General features: G+C 68.0%; 11 protein-coding genes. 4 read left to right on the forward strand and 7 right to left on the reverse strand.

Translation table 11 applies throughout. The features are described 5' to 3' along the window. Window positions 1–9 precede the first annotated feature (9 nt). From ACTWQN_RS02890 to ACTWQN_RS02905, 4 genes are all read right to left on the reverse strand, one after another. Complete coding sequence (locus ACTWQN_RS02890) at window positions 10–1,026, reverse strand: 5-oxoprolinase subunit C family protein (protein WP_443201723.1); 1,017 nt, start codon at window positions 1,024–1,026, stop codon at window positions 10–12. Next, window positions 1,019–1,825 (reverse strand): 5-oxoprolinase subunit B family protein, encoded by an 807-nt coding sequence (locus ACTWQN_RS02895; RefSeq protein WP_443201724.1) that lies wholly within the window; start codon window positions 1,823–1,825, stop codon window positions 1,019–1,021. Before ACTWQN_RS02895 ends, ACTWQN_RS02890 begins: the two co-directional genes overlap by 8 nt. Window positions 1,826–1,862: 37 nt before the next feature. Then, on the reverse strand, window positions 1,863–3,497 hold the full coding sequence (locus tag ACTWQN_RS02900; RefSeq protein WP_443201725.1) for a purine-cytosine permease family protein: 1,635 nt from the start codon (window positions 3,495–3,497) through the stop codon (window positions 1,863–1,865). A 172-nt stretch (window positions 3,498–3,669) separates the two neighbouring features. Continuing rightward, the gene (locus ACTWQN_RS02905) at window positions 3,670–4,935 is read right to left on the reverse strand and encodes an aminotransferase family protein (protein WP_443201726.1); all 1,266 of its coding nucleotides are present in this window, start codon (window positions 4,933–4,935) and stop codon (window positions 3,670–3,672) included. Between the two features lie 278 nt (window positions 4,936–5,213). Between ACTWQN_RS02905 and ACTWQN_RS02910 the strand changes: the two genes are divergently transcribed. After that, window positions 5,214–6,422 (forward strand): PucR family transcriptional regulator, encoded by a 1,209-nt coding sequence (locus ACTWQN_RS02910; protein ID WP_443201727.1) that lies wholly within the window; start codon window positions 5,214–5,216, stop codon window positions 6,420–6,422. Between the two features lie 82 nt (window positions 6,423–6,504). On the opposite strand, the gene ACTWQN_RS02915 is transcribed toward ACTWQN_RS02910, so the two are convergent. Both ACTWQN_RS02915 and ACTWQN_RS02920 read right to left on the reverse strand, forming a co-directional pair. After that, complete coding sequence (locus tag ACTWQN_RS02915) at window positions 6,505–7,233, reverse strand: class I SAM-dependent methyltransferase (RefSeq protein ID WP_443201728.1); 729 nt, start codon at window positions 7,231–7,233, stop codon at window positions 6,505–6,507. Between the two features lie 60 nt (window positions 7,234–7,293). Next, the gene (locus tag ACTWQN_RS02920; protein ID WP_443201729.1) at window positions 7,294–8,337 is read right to left on the reverse strand and encodes a LacI family DNA-binding transcriptional regulator; all 1,044 of its coding nucleotides are present in this window, start codon (window positions 8,335–8,337) and stop codon (window positions 7,294–7,296) included. Between the two features lie 193 nt (window positions 8,338–8,530). Between ACTWQN_RS02920 and ACTWQN_RS02925 the strand changes: the two genes are divergently transcribed. The 3 genes from ACTWQN_RS02925 (at window position 8,531) to ACTWQN_RS02935 (ending at window position 13,770) form a co-directional block, all read left to right on the forward strand. After that, a complete protein-coding gene (locus tag ACTWQN_RS02925) occupies window positions 8,531–9,877 on the forward strand; it encodes an MFS transporter (RefSeq protein WP_443201730.1) in 1,347 nt (448 codons plus the stop codon). 40 nt (window positions 9,878–9,917) lie between these two features. Continuing rightward, window positions 9,918–11,972, forward strand: coding sequence for a hydantoinase/oxoprolinase family protein (locus ACTWQN_RS02930; protein ID WP_443201731.1), 2,055 nt, complete (start codon window positions 9,918–9,920; stop codon window positions 11,970–11,972). A 160-nt stretch (window positions 11,973–12,132) separates the two neighbouring features. After that, a complete protein-coding gene (locus ACTWQN_RS02935; RefSeq protein WP_443201732.1) occupies window positions 12,133–13,770 on the forward strand; it encodes a hydantoinase B/oxoprolinase family protein in 1,638 nt (545 codons plus the stop codon). Window positions 13,771–13,800: 30 nt separating this feature from the next. On the opposite strand, the gene ACTWQN_RS02940 is transcribed toward ACTWQN_RS02935, so the two are convergent. After that, the gene (locus tag ACTWQN_RS02940; RefSeq protein WP_443201733.1) at window positions 13,801–15,153 is read right to left on the reverse strand and encodes a lyase family protein; all 1,353 of its coding nucleotides are present in this window, start codon (window positions 15,151–15,153) and stop codon (window positions 13,801–13,803) included. Window positions 15,154–15,156: the final 3 nt, after the last annotated feature.

Below are 15,156 nucleotides of genomic sequence, written 5' to 3' on the forward strand. Positions count from 1 at the left end.
ATGCCATATTCAAGCCAGATCGGCCGCGGTGCCCACGCCGCGGGCGGCAACGTGCAGCTCGTGCGCTTCGTCGGGGTCGACGGCGCGGAACCGCGCGACTTCGCCGGGACGAAGCTGGGCGAGCCGGGAAAGGTCGGGACTGATCACGGTCGCGATCTTGGCGTAGCCGCCGAGGCTGGGGCCGTCCACACCCATCACGATCGGTTCCAGCCCGCTGGGCACCTGGATGGATCCGATGCAGATCGAATCGTCGACGATGTTGGACGGATCGGCTCCGGCCTGCTCCACCAGATAGTCCGGCCGCGGCTGGAAGTGCAGCGCCGGTCCGATGAACCGGCAGCCCATCCGGTCCGATGTGGTCGACAGCTCCCAGTCGGTGTCCAGGAACGTTCGCACGCTCTCCGCGGTGAACAGGTAATCCTGCGGCCCGAGCACGACGCGCAGTTCCGCCGGTGTGGCGTGGACCGGAATTCGATCCGCGCGGATGCGCCGACCCGAGAGATCCGCCAGCGCTCCCGCCGCCCCGATGGGCAGGATGTCCCCGGCCTTGAGCACCCGCCCGTCGACACCGCCGATACCGGCCCGCACGTTGGTCGAGCGGCTACCGAGGACCGGCGGGACATCGATTCCGCCCGCCACCGAGAGATAACCTCGCACGCCGTGCCGCGCCACCCCGAAGGAGATCTCGTCGCCAGCGCGGACGCTGATCGCGGTCCACATCTCGATCGGTTCGCCGTTGACCGCCGGTTGCATGTCCGAGCCGGTGACGGCGATGACGTTGTCCGACAGCACCTTCAGCCTCGGACCGCGCAGCGCCATCTCCAATCCGGCGGCTCCCGGATGCCCACCGACCAGGACGTGGTCCCCCACCTCGTTGCCCACCAGCAGATTCGCCAACTTCAAGGCGGTCGCGTCGAAGGCGCCCGACGGCGGGATGCCCTCGGCCAGGTGGCCACCGCGGCCGAGGTCCTGCACAGTGGTCATCACACCAGGCCGAACCACTTCGAGTTTGCCGTTGTCAGGCATGGTCTTCCTCCAGCCGGTGCACGCCATCCTCGATCTGGTACTCGTAGGTGCCAGCCTCCACCTGGGCGCGGATGGCGTGGTACTGGTCGCCGTCGATGGCCACGTACCGGTGCCGGTCGCCCACTCGCGGCAGGACTGGCCCGGCGGCGAACACGGCATTGCGTTGCAGCGGGTCGAACAGGTCGAGCGGGGTACGCCCCAGCAACTGGTAACCACCGGGACTGCGCACCGGGTAGTACGACGTGATGTTGCCCGCCAGGCACACGATGCCGGGATCTGTCCACTTGCGAGGCCGCTCGTACTTCGGTCCGGACAACCGCATCTCGCCCAGCGGCACGGCCTGGTAGGTGCTGGGTTGGAAGCCCACCGCGGACACCCAGTGCAGCACGCCGGTGTGCCGGGCGATCACCTCGGCCGCGGAAATGCCGTGGGTCTCGGCGAGGTACTCGACGTTGTTCGGCACCCCGTGTTCCCGCGCGCAGTTCTGCGACCACGGGTCGTCGTACCAGATCGGGATCGTCAGCAGCCTGGAGGGGAACTCGGTCAGTTCGGCGAGGTCGTCGAGCAGTTCGGTGATGAGGGTTTCCAGATCGCGGCGGCGGATCCGCATCGGGTCGTAAACCACGCCCAGCGATCGATGCGTGGGCACGGTTTCCCGCACTCCAGCCACCTCGGCCGCCCGCAACGCGCGTTGCAGTGCGAGCACCCGGAAGTTCAGGGCGAGGTCGATCCGATCACCGAATTCGACGGCCAACTCCAGGTCGCCGAGCGATCGGAACACGGCACGTTCGTAGCCCATGCGGTCCGCTCCTTTCTCCTGCTGCTTCACGCTGTCGTCACGCTGGCTTCTCGGATCCCTTCGAGTCGGCGCCGTTGGTGACCGCGACAACCGCCAGGTGCCGCCTGATCTCGTCGTCGGACGGCACGAACGACTCGGTCTTGCACCGTTCCCCGCAGGTGCGGTGCGCACCGCAACACACCGAGCACAGCACGTGGCTGTCGGTGACCGGGCAGGTCACGAGGTCCTGCCGCATGACACGTTCCCCGCAGTTGCCGCAGGGCAGCATGTTCTCGTCGTGCTCCATCTCCTCGTCGGTTCGGGAATGGTCGTCGATCCACTTCGGATCCGGTTGCCGGACGAGCCGACGCATGCGGCTGCCGGTGAGCCACTCCACCAGAATCGGCCCCAGAAATCCAACCCCGAGGGCCACCACATCACCGAGCAGCGCCCCGGATTCGGAGGTCGGAATCCCACCCAGCGACAGGGTCGCGCCCAGCACCGCGCCGACCAACAGGCTGATCAGCGCCGGAAATCCCCAGCTGGCCAGATATCCGCGACGGTGCTCGACGTGCAGCGCGCTGCGCCGCTTCGGCCTGATCACGCAGATGTCGGCGATGAGCACGCCGAGCCAGGCCAGGCAGAAGATGCCCATGAAGCTGACCACCGACACGAGGTGCTCCTCGACGTGGAGGACGGCGCCGATGAACGCCACCACGCCGGTGATCAGGACCCAGAACCGCCGACCGGGCACCCAGTGCAGGATCCGCGCGGCGAAGTTGGCCAGCGACAGCGACGCGCTGTAGTAATTCATGTTGTTGATGCGCAATTGGGTCGCGACGACCCAGATGATGCCGAACATGCCCAGCAGACCGTTGATGTAGTCGCCCGGGTTGTCGCTTCCGGTGTAGAGCGCCAGCGTCGCGCCGATCGGGAACGAAATGAGGTAGACCGCGGCGATGACCACGAACGGTCCCACCACCATGGCGCGTTTCACTTCGGACTTGCGGATGAACCGGGAGAAGTCGCCGGTGCCGAGCACCTGGATGACCACGTTGGGCAGCAGGGCACCGAGCGCACCCGCGAAACCGATCATGCTGAAACCCGGCGTGCTGAAGGAGTGTTCAGCGGTTCCGTGCTGGATTCCCGCGATCAGCAGCCAGAACAGGCCGATCACGAAAATCGGGCTCAGCCAGCGCTGCACGAAATCGTTCTGGGTGAACCCGTACCAGCAGATCGGCACCGAGATGAAGGCGCAGACCAGGAACCACGCCCAGGAGGGCAGCACCGGCCATTGGGCATGCAGGGCAGTACCGAGGTAGGCGGCCTCGATCGCCGCGTACATCAACCAGTTCATCCCGTAGATCAAGGAAGTGACCGCAGAGCCGAGGAAACCGAACCCGCTGCCGCGGGTGATCAGGTCCAGGTCGAGGCCGGTCATCGCGGTGACTCGGGCGATCACCGCGGAGCCGAGCCAACCGAGCACGGTGGCGACGCCGAAGGCGGCCATGGCGGAGGGAAAACCGAACAGCAGAGCCAACTGTCCGCCGAGGGCCAGGAAGAACACCGACGAGGTCAGCCCGCTCAACGACATCGCGAAACTGAGCGAAGGGCGCTTCCAGTGCTCCGGAACCTTGCGCAGCGCGTAATCCTCAGCTGCCTCGCGGCGGGCGTCGGCCCCCTTGGGAATCAACGAAGCCTTGTGATTCGAACGGGGTGTGCCCGGTCCTTTCGCTTCGGCGCTGGGTGATGTCGACATGCTACCTCCGCGTTGTCTGCCGACCCGGGGTGCGCGGACCGGCAGTACTAGGTTCGGTTTCCGTTGTGGCGGCCCTGTTGCCGATTCATTACTTGTCCATCGGGTGTCAGAGCTGGCTCGCCGCCGCGTCCAGCGCCTCCACCACCGCGTTCGCCAAGATCTTCAAATCGGCTTCGTCGGTGACGAACGCCGGTGACACCTGCAACGCCGATCCGGCGAGAAAACGGGTCAGCACACCGCGTTCGCGGAGCTCCGCGATGATCTGCGCGGGCAGTCCCGGCTTCGATTGGACCGCAGCCGGATCGAGTTCGATTGCGGCGAGCAATCCGACGCCGGAACGCACTTCGTTGACCAGCCCGTGGCCGGACAGCGGTGCCAGGGACCGGGTCAGCTGCTGCTCCAACTCGCCAACGCGGGGCACCAGGCCCTCCCGCTCCAGGATGTCCAGATTGGCCAGCGCGGCGGCGGCGGCCGTGGCGTGGCCGGAATAGGTGTATCCGTGCCGCCAGAGCACGCCGCGACGGGTGAAGAAGGGCTCGGCCACACCACCGGAAACGATCACTGCGCCCATCGGCAGGTATCCGGAGGTGAGTCCCTTGGCGCACGTGATGATGTCGGGTTCGAGGGCGAATCGGGTGCTGGCGAACCACTCGCCCAACCGGCCGAAGCCGCAGATCACTTCGTCGGCGACGAACAGCACGCCGTTGCGGCGGCAGACCTCCCTGGCGGCGGTCAGGTAGGACTGCGGCACCGGCCGAACACCACCCGCACCGATCACCGGCTCGCAGAAGAACGCGGCGACGCGGTTCGGTCCGATTCGCCGGATTTCGGCGTCGAGTTCTTCCGCTGAGTCGTAGGCGACCCGAACCACGCTCGGCAGCAGTTCGGGGTAACCGGCGTGATTGTCCGAAATTCCGGCCAGCCCGGTCCCGCCCACGTGCATCCCGTGATAGGCGTGTTCTCGGACGATGATCACGTTCCGGTCCGGTTCGCCGCGTTCCACCCAGTAGCGCAACGTCAGCTTCACCGCGGTGTCCACGGAATCCGAACCGCCGCTGGTGAAGAACACCTTGGCATCGGGTACTGGCGCGAGGGCGGCGATCCGGTCGGCGAGGTCCAGCGTCGGGCGGGTGGCGAAGTCGCCGAAATTGGAATACGCGCACAGTCGGCGCAGCTGCGCCGCGGCAGCTTCGGCGATCTCCGCCCGGCCGTATCCGACGCTGCAGTACCAGAGTCCGCCCGCCGCGTCGAAGTAGCGCCGCCCGAGTTCGTCGACCACGTAGGCGCCAACGCCGGAGTCGATGACCAGTTCGCCGGTGTCGCCGATCGACGCCATGTCCGCGAACGGATGCCAATAGCTGCCCATGTACATCCGCGCCTCCAAGTCACTCCGGGTACACGCCCGGACACGAACAGACGTCTTCGGTGGTCTTCTGCGCCGCTTATGTCGAGTTCGTCCGCTGTGTTGCTGCCCTAGGGACCGCCGCGGCACCGCGGCGGCCCGCGTCGCAGCCGAACACCACGGCCAGGACCGCACTCCCGTGCTGGTCACCTGCCGCAGCGTGCTGTGCGGGTGTCGAAATCCAAGCAACCCGGAGGACCACAAAACAAGAGGTGGATGCCCTGCCTGGGCACTGTTAAATTGTGCTGGTGCACAAGTCCTCGATCGACGGCGCCCGCGGATACGAGGCATCCCTGACCCAAGCCGCGCACGCCATGCTCGCCCGGGTTTCCGAGCTCGGCGACATGGCCGCAGCGGAAACCAGCGCCAGCGAGCCTTCCTACCGGGAGCTGGTGCCCGCGGAGGATCTGCGACGAGCGTGTCACGAGACGGTGACGCTGCTGCTGACCAAGCTCGCGGGGCTCGACACCGCCGAGTTGGACGGCGTGCTGGACGATCTCGGTCGGCGGCGCGCTCGACAGGGAGTCGGCCTGGACACCCTGCTCCGCGCGTTCCGCATCGACTTCCGGATCGTCTGGGAACTCCTGATCACCTGGCTGGAGACCCGTCCACCCAAGGTCCAGCAGTACTGGACGGAGTTCGTCCTGCCGCTCTGGCACGTGGTGGACGAGATCTCGGTCCGCATCAGCGAGGTGTATCGCGAGGCGGAGGTCGAACTCTCCGATGAGCGCGAACGCGACGTGCGGTCGCTGTTCGAGGAACTGCTGTACGGCACCGGTCCCGTGAGCACGGTGGCCCGCAAAGCGGCATCGCGCTACGGACTCGGCGAGCACGGCCCGTACGTCGTGGTTCGAGCGGACCGGCATACCGAACCCACCCGGCCCGAGGGTCCGCTCCGGGAGAACGGGGCGCATTCGGTCTGGTCGCTGGACAGCGACGTGCTGACCGGAATCGTGGCGCTGGAGAAGAACCCGCAACAGCTGGCCGACTGCCTGCGCCGGGTCCTGCGCACCCGGGCTGGGGTCAGCCCGCCCTATCTGTCGCTGCAGGACACCCGGCGCCAGGTGTGGCTGGCCGACGCTGCCCGGGATTCGACGCATCCGGCGAGCTGCGACGTGGTGTTCGCCGCTGACGACATCCCGTCCCTGTTCGTCGGCGGCGCTCGCGAGATCAGCGACCACCTCGGCGCCACCCTGCTCGACGGCCTCGCCTCGATCAAGGAATCCGAGCGCCAGCGCCTGCTGGAGACGCTGCAGGTGCACCTCGAAGGATCGGGGTCGCCCACGGAGACGGCGCGACGACTCTACTGCCACCGCAACACCATCCTGAATCGCCTGCGGCGCTTCGAAGAACTCTCCGGGCTCGACCTGACCCGCCCGAAAGATCTCGCCACCGCCCTGCTGGCGGTCCGGTCGGTACGACGTCTCGGGCTGGACAGCGCGGGAACGTCCGTCTGACGGAATGAGCAGCCTGCCCGTTCACATCAATTGACGTCCTCGCCTGATCGACGAGACCAATCGTGGAATACCGTGCGAGGGGCTATGGTCGTGCTTCGATGATCAGGTTGAAGGACGTCTCCGCAGCTCGCCGGACGCGTGTGAAACCGGCATCGTGAAGGAGCTCGGTCAGCCGCGTTTCGCCCGCCTGGGCACCCAGCGCGGTGCGTGGTTCCTCGGTCATCGAGTGCGCTACGCAAACCACCGTTGATGCCGTGTAGTACTGCCGACCGACCGGGTTGAGGTTGTCCTCGACGGTGTCGCGGGCATAAGGCTCGACGAGCAGGAACGTCCCGTCCGGCTTGAGCGACTGGCGGATGTGCTGCGCGGCGCCGAGCGGGTCTGGCATGTCGTGCAGGGCGTCGAAGACGGCGACGAGATCGTACTCGGTGCCCGGGAAGTCGGCGGCTGCCGCCACTTCGAACGACAGCCGGGCTGCGAGACCGGCCTCGGCCGCACGTGTGCGCGCCAGGTCGACGGAGCGGTCGTGGTAGTCGAAGCCGGTGATCTTCGACATCGGATACGACTCGGCGAGCAGCAGCGTCGAGGCGCCGTGGCCGCAGCCGACGTCGGCGACCTTCGCGCCAGCTGCCAGCTTCGCGTCCACCCCATCGAGAGCGGGAATCCACGACGACACCAGGTTCGCCAGGTACCCCTGCCGGAAGAACCGCTCGGTCCCCTCGAACAGCGCAGGATCGTGTTCGTGCCAGCCGAAACCTGTGTTGGTCCGAATCGCGTCGGTGATCCGCTCGACGTTTTTCCCCGCGGCCACCAGGGCACAACGACCCCTGCGAAGCAGGAGCTCGCCGTGACGGCGGTTACCGGCTCGGGACTACCGGTGCTCGTCGGGGCCGGTGGTGCGCTGCGTCGAGGGACGAAGCCGCAGCGCGGGGGTGACCACAACGGCCTCGGTGGGCGTCGCGGCGCCAGCGAGTCTGGTGAGCATGAGTTCGACGGCCTGCTCGGCGAGCCCTTCGTGGTTGAGGTCCATCGCGGTGATCGGCGGATCGGACAGCCGTGAATGTTCGGAGTCGGTCAATGCGGCGATCATCAGGTCGTCCGGCACGCGGAGCCCCTGGGCCGCGGCGACTTCCGCGGTGATCGCCGCGAAGTCGCTGGTGGCGACCACCACCGCCGCCGGGCGTTCGGGGCCCGCGAGCAGTGGGCGGATCACCGCTGCCGCACCCTCGGCGCTGAGTCCTTCGCTGAGCGGCTCGGTGCGCGCCGTGCGGCCGTGCCGTTCGCACCAGGCGAGATAGGTCTCCCGGGTCCGTCGGTTCCAGGCGTTGTCCTCGGTTCCGGTGAGCAACGCGATGTCCCCAGCGCCTTGATCGCGGAGGTGGTCCAGCAGGGCCGAAACCGCCGTGGCGTAGTCGAGCCGAACCGCCCAGGTGAACTCGGGCCGTTCCGGGTCTTCCTCGATGGTGACCGCTGGGACGCCCCGGCGGAGCAGCTCGGTCAGCACCTCATCCGCGCCGTACGGATGGGCGACGATGCAGCCGTCCATCGGCACGCTGGCCACCGACGGGTCGTGCAGATCGGGTACGTGGATCAGACCGACCTTGCGGCGCAGCATCTCGGTGGCGACCGAGCCCACCAACCGGTTGAAGGTCTCGGCGCGGTCCGGGGTGCCGACGAGGGCGAAGCGGGGTCGGAGGATCAACCCGATGATGCCGGAGCGTCCGGTGCGCAGTGAGCGAGCGCTCGGGTTCGGGTCGTAGCCGAGTTCGGCGGCCGCGCGGAAGATGCGGTCCCTGGTGGCCTGGGAGATCGGCCTGCTACCGGAGAACGCGTGCGAGACGGTGCTGATCGACACCCGGGCCCGTTCGGCGACGTCACGAATGGTGGTGGCGCGCTTGGCCGTCCTGCCGTCCAACGGTGTCCGCTCCCTCCACTTCCCCGCTCGGTCGGTCCAGTATCGCCTACCCGCGCGTGGCGCCGCGAGGCATCGTCGTGTGTGCGAAAACCGGCTCCACCGGGCCTTCGCACTCACGACCGCTCTTGACATCGATCGACCGCACGCGTTCGATGTGGCGAATCGTCAAAACGTTTTGACAAACGGAGGCGTGATGGCACCTTCATCAGGCGGCTCGGGCCCGGCCGATGTCGGTCGCTCCTCGGCCCGCGGGTCGGTGGGCCAGGTCTTCGACGAGATGTCGGTGGGTCGGGCACATGTCGTCGCCGGTTCGGTGTTGTTCATCGCCTTCGTCGTCGAAGCGTGGGAGCAGGTCGGCCTCGTCTACGTCTCGGACGGCATCGCCGCGGAATTCGGTGTCGGCGATGCCCAGCTCGGGTGGGCGCTGTCGGCCGTGGCATTCGGAATGGTGCCGGGCGCGTTGCTGTGGGGCGGCTTCATCGACAAACTCGGCCGCCGCAAGGTGGCGGTAGCCAGCTTGCTGGTCTACGCGGCGCTGGCGTTGCTGGCGGCGTTGTCGCCCTCGTTCTGGGCGTTCCTCGTGCTGCGGTTCCTCTCCGGTGTCGCATTCGCCGGTGTTTACACCGTGACGTTCCCGTATTTCCTGGAACTGCTGCCGACCAGGTGGCGTGGTCAGGGCGCGGTCGCGCTGTCGATCGGATTTCCGGTCGGAACGCTGCTGTGCATCGGGGTCAGCCAGACGCTGGGCGCGGTGAGCTGGCGCGCAGTGGCTGTCGTGGCCGCACTCGCCGGGCTTTGGGCCTTCGCCATCCTGCGGTGGGCACCCGAATCACCGTACTGGCTCGCCAAGCAGCAACGGCACGCCGAGGCCGCGCAGGTGCTTCGCCGATTGGGCGGCGCGGTCGCCGCGGACGCCCGGTTCGCGGTCGACGACAGCGGACCGAGTGGCGACATCCGGAGCCTGTTCAGCGGCGGGGTGCGGCGTCGGTTCCTGCTCCTGCTCGTCGTCTCGTTCACCTTCAGCTGGGGCTACTGGGGTTTGCAGACGTGGCTGCCGGTGCTGTTGCAGGGCAAGGGGCTCAGCGTCTCGGACGCGCTGTGGTTCGTCGCGGTCACCCAACTGGTCTCGGTACCCGGCTATCTGCTCGCGGCGTGGTTGACCAGACGATTCGGCCGCAAGAGCATCTTCCTGGCGTTCGTGTTCGCCTCGGCCGCGGGCGGCGCGCTGTTCGGCTTCGCTACCGGCGCGGTCCAGATGTACACCGGAAATCTCATCCTGGCGTTCTTCTCGCTCGGGGCGTGGGGCATCTGGAACACCTGGTCCGGTGAGGCTCTGCCGACCGGTCTGCGCGGAATCGGCTATTCGTGGGTCACGGCGGCGATCCTGCTGGCCAACACCGTCTCGGTACCGGTCATCGGCGCGCTGATGGACGGCGGCGTGGCGTCCTCCCTCACCATCGGCTCGATCATGGTCTTCCTGGTCATCGCACTGCTGTCCGCCATTCCGATCCAGGAGACCGAAGGTCGCGCGCTCGCATGACACCCGCACCGCGGTTTCTGCCCAGTGGCAAGGAGTTTCCATGACATACCGGGTCGCCATGGACATCGGCGGCACGTTCACCGACGTCGTCGCCTACGACGCGGCCGCGCGGCGGGTCCGTGCGGGCAAGGTCCTGACCACACCCGACGATCTGGCGCGCGGGGTGTTCGAAGCGCTCGGGGGGTTCCGGATTCCGTTCGACGAGATCGGTTTCTTCGTGCACGGCACGACCCAGGGGCTCAACGCGCTGCTGGAACGCCGGGGCGCGAACGTGCTGATCATGACGACGCGCGGGATCGGCGACGTCTACCAGATCGCCCGCGGCAACCGGGAGCGGCTGTTCGACCTGCACTACCGCAAACCGACCCCGCTGGTCGCGCGCAACGCCATCGCCGAGGTCGGCGGGCGCTTCGACGCGGCGGGCGCGGAACTGGAGCCGCTGGACGAAGACGCGGTCCGACTCGTGGCCAAGCGGGTGCGCGAGGACGGCTTCGACGCCGTGGCGGTGTGCTTCCTGTTCGCCTACCTCAACGGAGATCACGAACGGCGGGCCAGTCGGATCCTGCGCGAGGAACTCGGCGACGACGTGCTGGTCGTCCTCTCCCACGAGGTCGCACCGGAGTGGCGCGAGTACGAGCGGATGTCGACGACGGTCATGGCGGCATACACGGGGCCATCGGTGCACCGGTACCTCGACAAGATCGAGGCACGTTTCGCCGAACGGGGCCTGCACGTCCCGGTGCACGTGATGCAGTCGTCCGGCGGCCTGGTCAACGCCGACTTCGCCCGGCGGCACCCGCTGCAGACGCTGCTGTCCGGTCCGGTCGGCGGCACGATGGGCGGTGTCGCGGTCAGCAAGCTGCTGGATCGACCGAACGTCATCTGCATCGACATGGGCGGCACCTCGTTCGACGTCTCGCTGGTCATGGACCACGAAGCGGACGTGTCCCAGGACGGGGTGTGCGAAGGCTTCCCGCTGCTGATGCCACTGGTCAACCTGCACACCATCGGCGCGGGCGGCGGATCGCTCGCCTACGCCGAGGGCAACGGACTTCGCGTCGGCCCGGAGTCGGCGGGAGCGGTTCCCGGACCGGCTTGCTACGGGCGGGGCGGTACGCGAGCCACGGTCACCGACGCGAACTGCGTACTCGGCAGGGTCGATCCGGATGCGTTCGCGGGCGGCGGGATGCGCCTGGATCTGGCCGCGGCGAACCGCGCCGTCGCCGAGCTCGCGGGCGAACTCGGCATGGACCCGATCGAGCTCGCCTCCGGTATCTGCGACGTGGGCAACGCCAAGATGGCGCAGGCGATCCGCACGCTGACCGTCGAGCACGGCCGCGAACCCGCGCAGTTCGCGCTGCTCGCGTTCGGCGGCGCCGGGCCCATGCACGCGGCGTTCATCGCACAGGAGATCGGGGTGTCCGAAGTGGTCGTTCCCCGGTTCCCCGGCGCGTTCTCCGCATGGGGCATGCTCGAAAGCGACGTCCGCCGCGACTTCACGATGCAGTTCTTCGCGACCAACCAGACCCTCGACACCCCAGCCCTGTCCGCGGCACTGGACACGCTGCACGGCCAAGCAGTCGAGGCCCTGACCGAACAGGGCATCGGCGAGGACGACCAGTTCGTGACCCACGGCATCGACATGCGCTACGAAAGCCAGGATTACACCCTCACCGTGCCGATCTTGGACACCGACGACGTGACCAGCGGGGAATTCGTCGACGTGATCGAGCACCGCTTCGCAGCCGCGCACCACAAGCGCTACGGACACGCGACTCCGGGCGCCCCGGTCCAGTTCGTCACCATCCGAACGACCGGCCACGGGCGGGTCGACCGAGCCTCCGCTGAAGTCGGTCGCGCTGCGGAGACCGAGCCGGAGCCCGTCATCCGCGAAGTCGTGTTCGACGGCAGAGCACTGCCCACGACGATCGTCGCGCGGTCCGCGCTGCCGGTCGGCGCACGGCTTGCCGGACCTGCCGTCGTCCACGAGGAAACGTCGACCACGGTCGTCCCACCACGCGCGGAACTGCGGGTCGACGACAACGAGTTCCTGATCATCACCCTCGCGCCGCAGCCCGAAATGGAGCAGTCATGACACCCCCTGTGTCAACCTCAGTCCTCCCGAACCGCACCTCAGGGGACCGTGACGCAAGCCAGCCACCAGAAACCACGCAACGGGAGATCGGGCTGGACGCGACCACCACTGTGAATCGCGGAGAGGCGGTACTGGAGGCGGAACTGGAGGCGGACCAGCCATGAACATCAGCCCGGTGACCACCGAGATCATCCGCTCGGCGCTGATCCAAGCCGCCGAGGACATGAACACAACCCTGATCCGATCCTCCTACACACCAACGATCTACGAGGGCAAGGACTGCGCGGTCGCACTGCTCGACCGCGAGCACCGGGTGCTCGGCCAGTCATCCGGACTGCCGATCTTCCTGGGCAACCTCGAAGAGTGCTCCCGACGCACCGAGATCGAGTTCGGTCCGCAGGTGTGGCAACCCGGCGACGTCTGGGTGCTCAACGACTCCTACATCGGCGGCACGCACCTCAACGACTGCACCGTGTACGCCCCGATCTTCGTGGCCGACGAACTCGTCGGATTCGCCGCCTCACGCGCCCACTGGATCGACATGGGGTCGAAAGACCCGGGCGGCTCGATGGATTCGACCTCCATCTACCAGGAAGGGCTGCGCATGGGGCCGACCCGGATCGTCGCGGGCGGCGAGGAATGCGCCGACATCCTGCGGCTGATCGCGACCAACGTGCGGTTCCCGGACGTGACGCTCGGCGACATGCGGGCGCAAATCGCCTGTGCCCGCATGGGGGTTCGGCGGCTTGGCGAACTGTTCGCCAGATACGGCGCGGCGACGATCGCGCAGGCCCGCGAGGAGATCTTCGCCCAGACCGAACGCGTCGAACGGCAACAGGTGGCCGAGATTCCCGACGGCACCTACGAGGCCACCGGTTACCTCGACAACGACGGCATCGACCTGGACACACCGCTGAAGGTCACAGTGCGGATCATCGTCGACCGCGATCGCATGATGATCGATCTGACCGACTGCGCCGACCAGACCACCGGACCGGTCAACTGCGGCCGGGCACAGGCGATCTCGGCCGCTCGCGTCGGCTACAAGCTGCTGATCTCACCCGCGCACAGCCTCAACGGCGGCGCCTTCGCCCCGCTGGAAGTCGAGGTCCGCGAGGGCTCCATGCTCGGCGCACGCGAACCCGCCGCCTGCCAGTACTACTACTCCAGCCTCGGCATGCTCATCGACCTCATCGTCAAGGCACTCGCCCCCGCGATGCCCGACAAGGCCGCGGCCGCCAGCTACGGCGACTCGATGATCGTGCAGTTCGCGGGTGAGAATCCGCGCACCGGAAGGCCTTTCGTCACGTTGGAGGCGACGGTCGGCGGGTGGGGCGCGTGGCACGGCGGCGACGGCGCGACCGCATTGATCAACAACGTCAACGGCTCGCTGTGCGACCTGCCCATCGAGGTTTTCGAAACGCTCTACCCCGTGCGCGTCAGCGAATACCGCATTCGACCGGACTCCGGCGGCGCGGGCGAGTGGCGCGGCGGCAACGGTGTCGTGCGCGAGTACGTCATGGAAGCCGACCAGGACCTCTCGCTGTGGTGGGAACGCTCCACCACCCCGGCTTGGGGACTCGACGGAGGACAACCGGGCGCCCCGCCTCGCGTGGTGCTCAACCCCGGCACCGAGCACGCACGCGAAATGCTCAAGGTCAACAGCCTACGAGTGCGCAGGGGCGACGTCCTGCGATGCGAATCCGGCGGCGGAGGCGGCTTCGGCGAACCCGCCGAACGCAACCCCGCCGCGACCGAATTCGACCTCGCCCAAGGTCTTGTCACACAACAGACCTGAGCAACTTGGCGCGCGACCTGACGGCGGGCGCTAGTCGGGCGGTCGTGGGTCGCCGGTCATGGCGAGCGGATCGCACCACTCGGCGAACTGCTCGCGGGAGACGCCGTGCCGGGCGGCGACCGTCTCGACTTCCTCGTCGCTGTCCAGCGCGTCACGGGTGATGGCGGCGGCCGCGGCGTAGCCGATGTGCGGTGACAGGGCGGTCGTGAGCATGATGCTCCTGGCCACGTTGCGCGGCCCGATCTCGGTGGCCTCGATGCCCCGGATGCACTGGCGCGCCAGGTTCGACGCGGCCGACGCCAGGAGCTGGACCGACTCCAGCGCGGCTGCGGTCACGACCGGCATCATGACGTTCAGTTCGAGGATGCTGCCCGTCTGCGAGAAGCGGAGCGTGGCGTCGTTGCCGACCACCCTCGCCACGACCATGGTCAGCGACTCGATCACCGATGGCGGCACCTTGCCCGGCATGATGCTGCTCGACACCCGCACGTCCGGGACTCGCAGCTCGCCGAGCCCGGCCCGGGGGCCGGTCGCCAGCAGCCGGATGTCGCAGCCGATCTTGTGCAGGGCGAGCGCGGTGGTCGTGACGGCGGCGTGCGCGGAGAGCACGTCGTCGAGCGTGCTCTGCGCGCAGAAGTGGTTGTCGGTCTCGACGAACTCGATTCCGAGCTCGTCCGCGAGGTGGGCGCAGGTCCGGCGGGCGAACTCCGGGTGCGCGTTCAGCCCGGTGCCGACGGCCGTGCCACCGAGCGGGAGCACGGCCAGTTCGCCCAGTGCGCGCTGGAGCCGCTGGCGGGCTCCGGCCAGCTGGCCCGCGTAGCCGTGGAACTCCTGCCCCAGGCGCATCGGCGTGGCGTCCTGCAGGTGGGTGCGCGCGACCTTGAGCACGTCCCAGAACGCGAGGGCTTTGGCCTGCAACTCGGCGTGCAGTTCCTCGATCGCGGGGAGCAGTTCGTCGCGCAGGGCCACCGCGGTGGCGACGCGCATCGCCGACGGCACGACGTCGTTGGACGACTGGCAGCGGTTGACGTGCTCGTGCGGGGCGACCTCGACCGAGCCGTCCTGCTCGGTCGCCAGCGCGGCGATCACCTCGTTGGCGTTCATGTTGCTGGAGGTGGCGGAGCCGGTCTGGTAGAGATCGACCGGGAACTGGTTCCACATGTCGCCGACGAGGAGCCGATCGGCCGCGGCGACGATCGCATCGGCCTGAGCGCCCGTGATCAGTCCCAGCTCACCGTTCGTCCGGGCCGCCGCCCGCTTGAGCCGCACGAGGGCGGCGAGGAACGGCGTCGGCATCTGCTGGCCGCTCACCGGGAAGGCGCGCAGGGCGTGCTCCGTCGCCTCCCCCCACCGCGCGTGGTCACCGGACGAGATCGCATTCACCTG

The organism is Saccharopolyspora antiqui, assembly GCF_052246905.1.
In the GTDB taxonomy this organism is placed as follows: Bacteria; Actinomycetota; Actinomycetes; order Mycobacteriales; family Pseudonocardiaceae; genus Saccharopolyspora.

Bases quoted from the DNA above. Each gene is read 5' to 3' on its own strand.
- ACTWQN_RS02925 (WP_443201730.1), top strand. From the start codon at position 8,531: ATGGCACCTTCATCAGGCGGCTCGGGCCCGGCCGATGTCGGTCGCTCC.
- ACTWQN_RS02890 (WP_443201723.1), bottom strand. From the start codon at position 1,026: ATGCCTGACAACGGCAAACTCGAAGTGGTTCGGCCTGGTGTGATGACC.
- ACTWQN_RS02895 (WP_443201724.1), bottom strand. From the start codon at position 1,825: ATGGGCTACGAACGTGCCGTGTTCCGATCGCTCGGCGACCTGGAGTTG.
- ACTWQN_RS02905 (WP_443201726.1), bottom strand. From the start codon at position 4,935: ATGTACATGGGCAGCTATTGGCATCCGTTCGCGGACATGGCGTCGATC.
- ACTWQN_RS02935 (WP_443201732.1), top strand. From the start codon at position 12,133: ATGAACATCAGCCCGGTGACCACCGAGATCATCCGCTCGGCGCTGATC.
- ACTWQN_RS02930 (WP_443201731.1), top strand. From the start codon at position 9,918: ATGACATACCGGGTCGCCATGGACATCGGCGGCACGTTCACCGACGTC.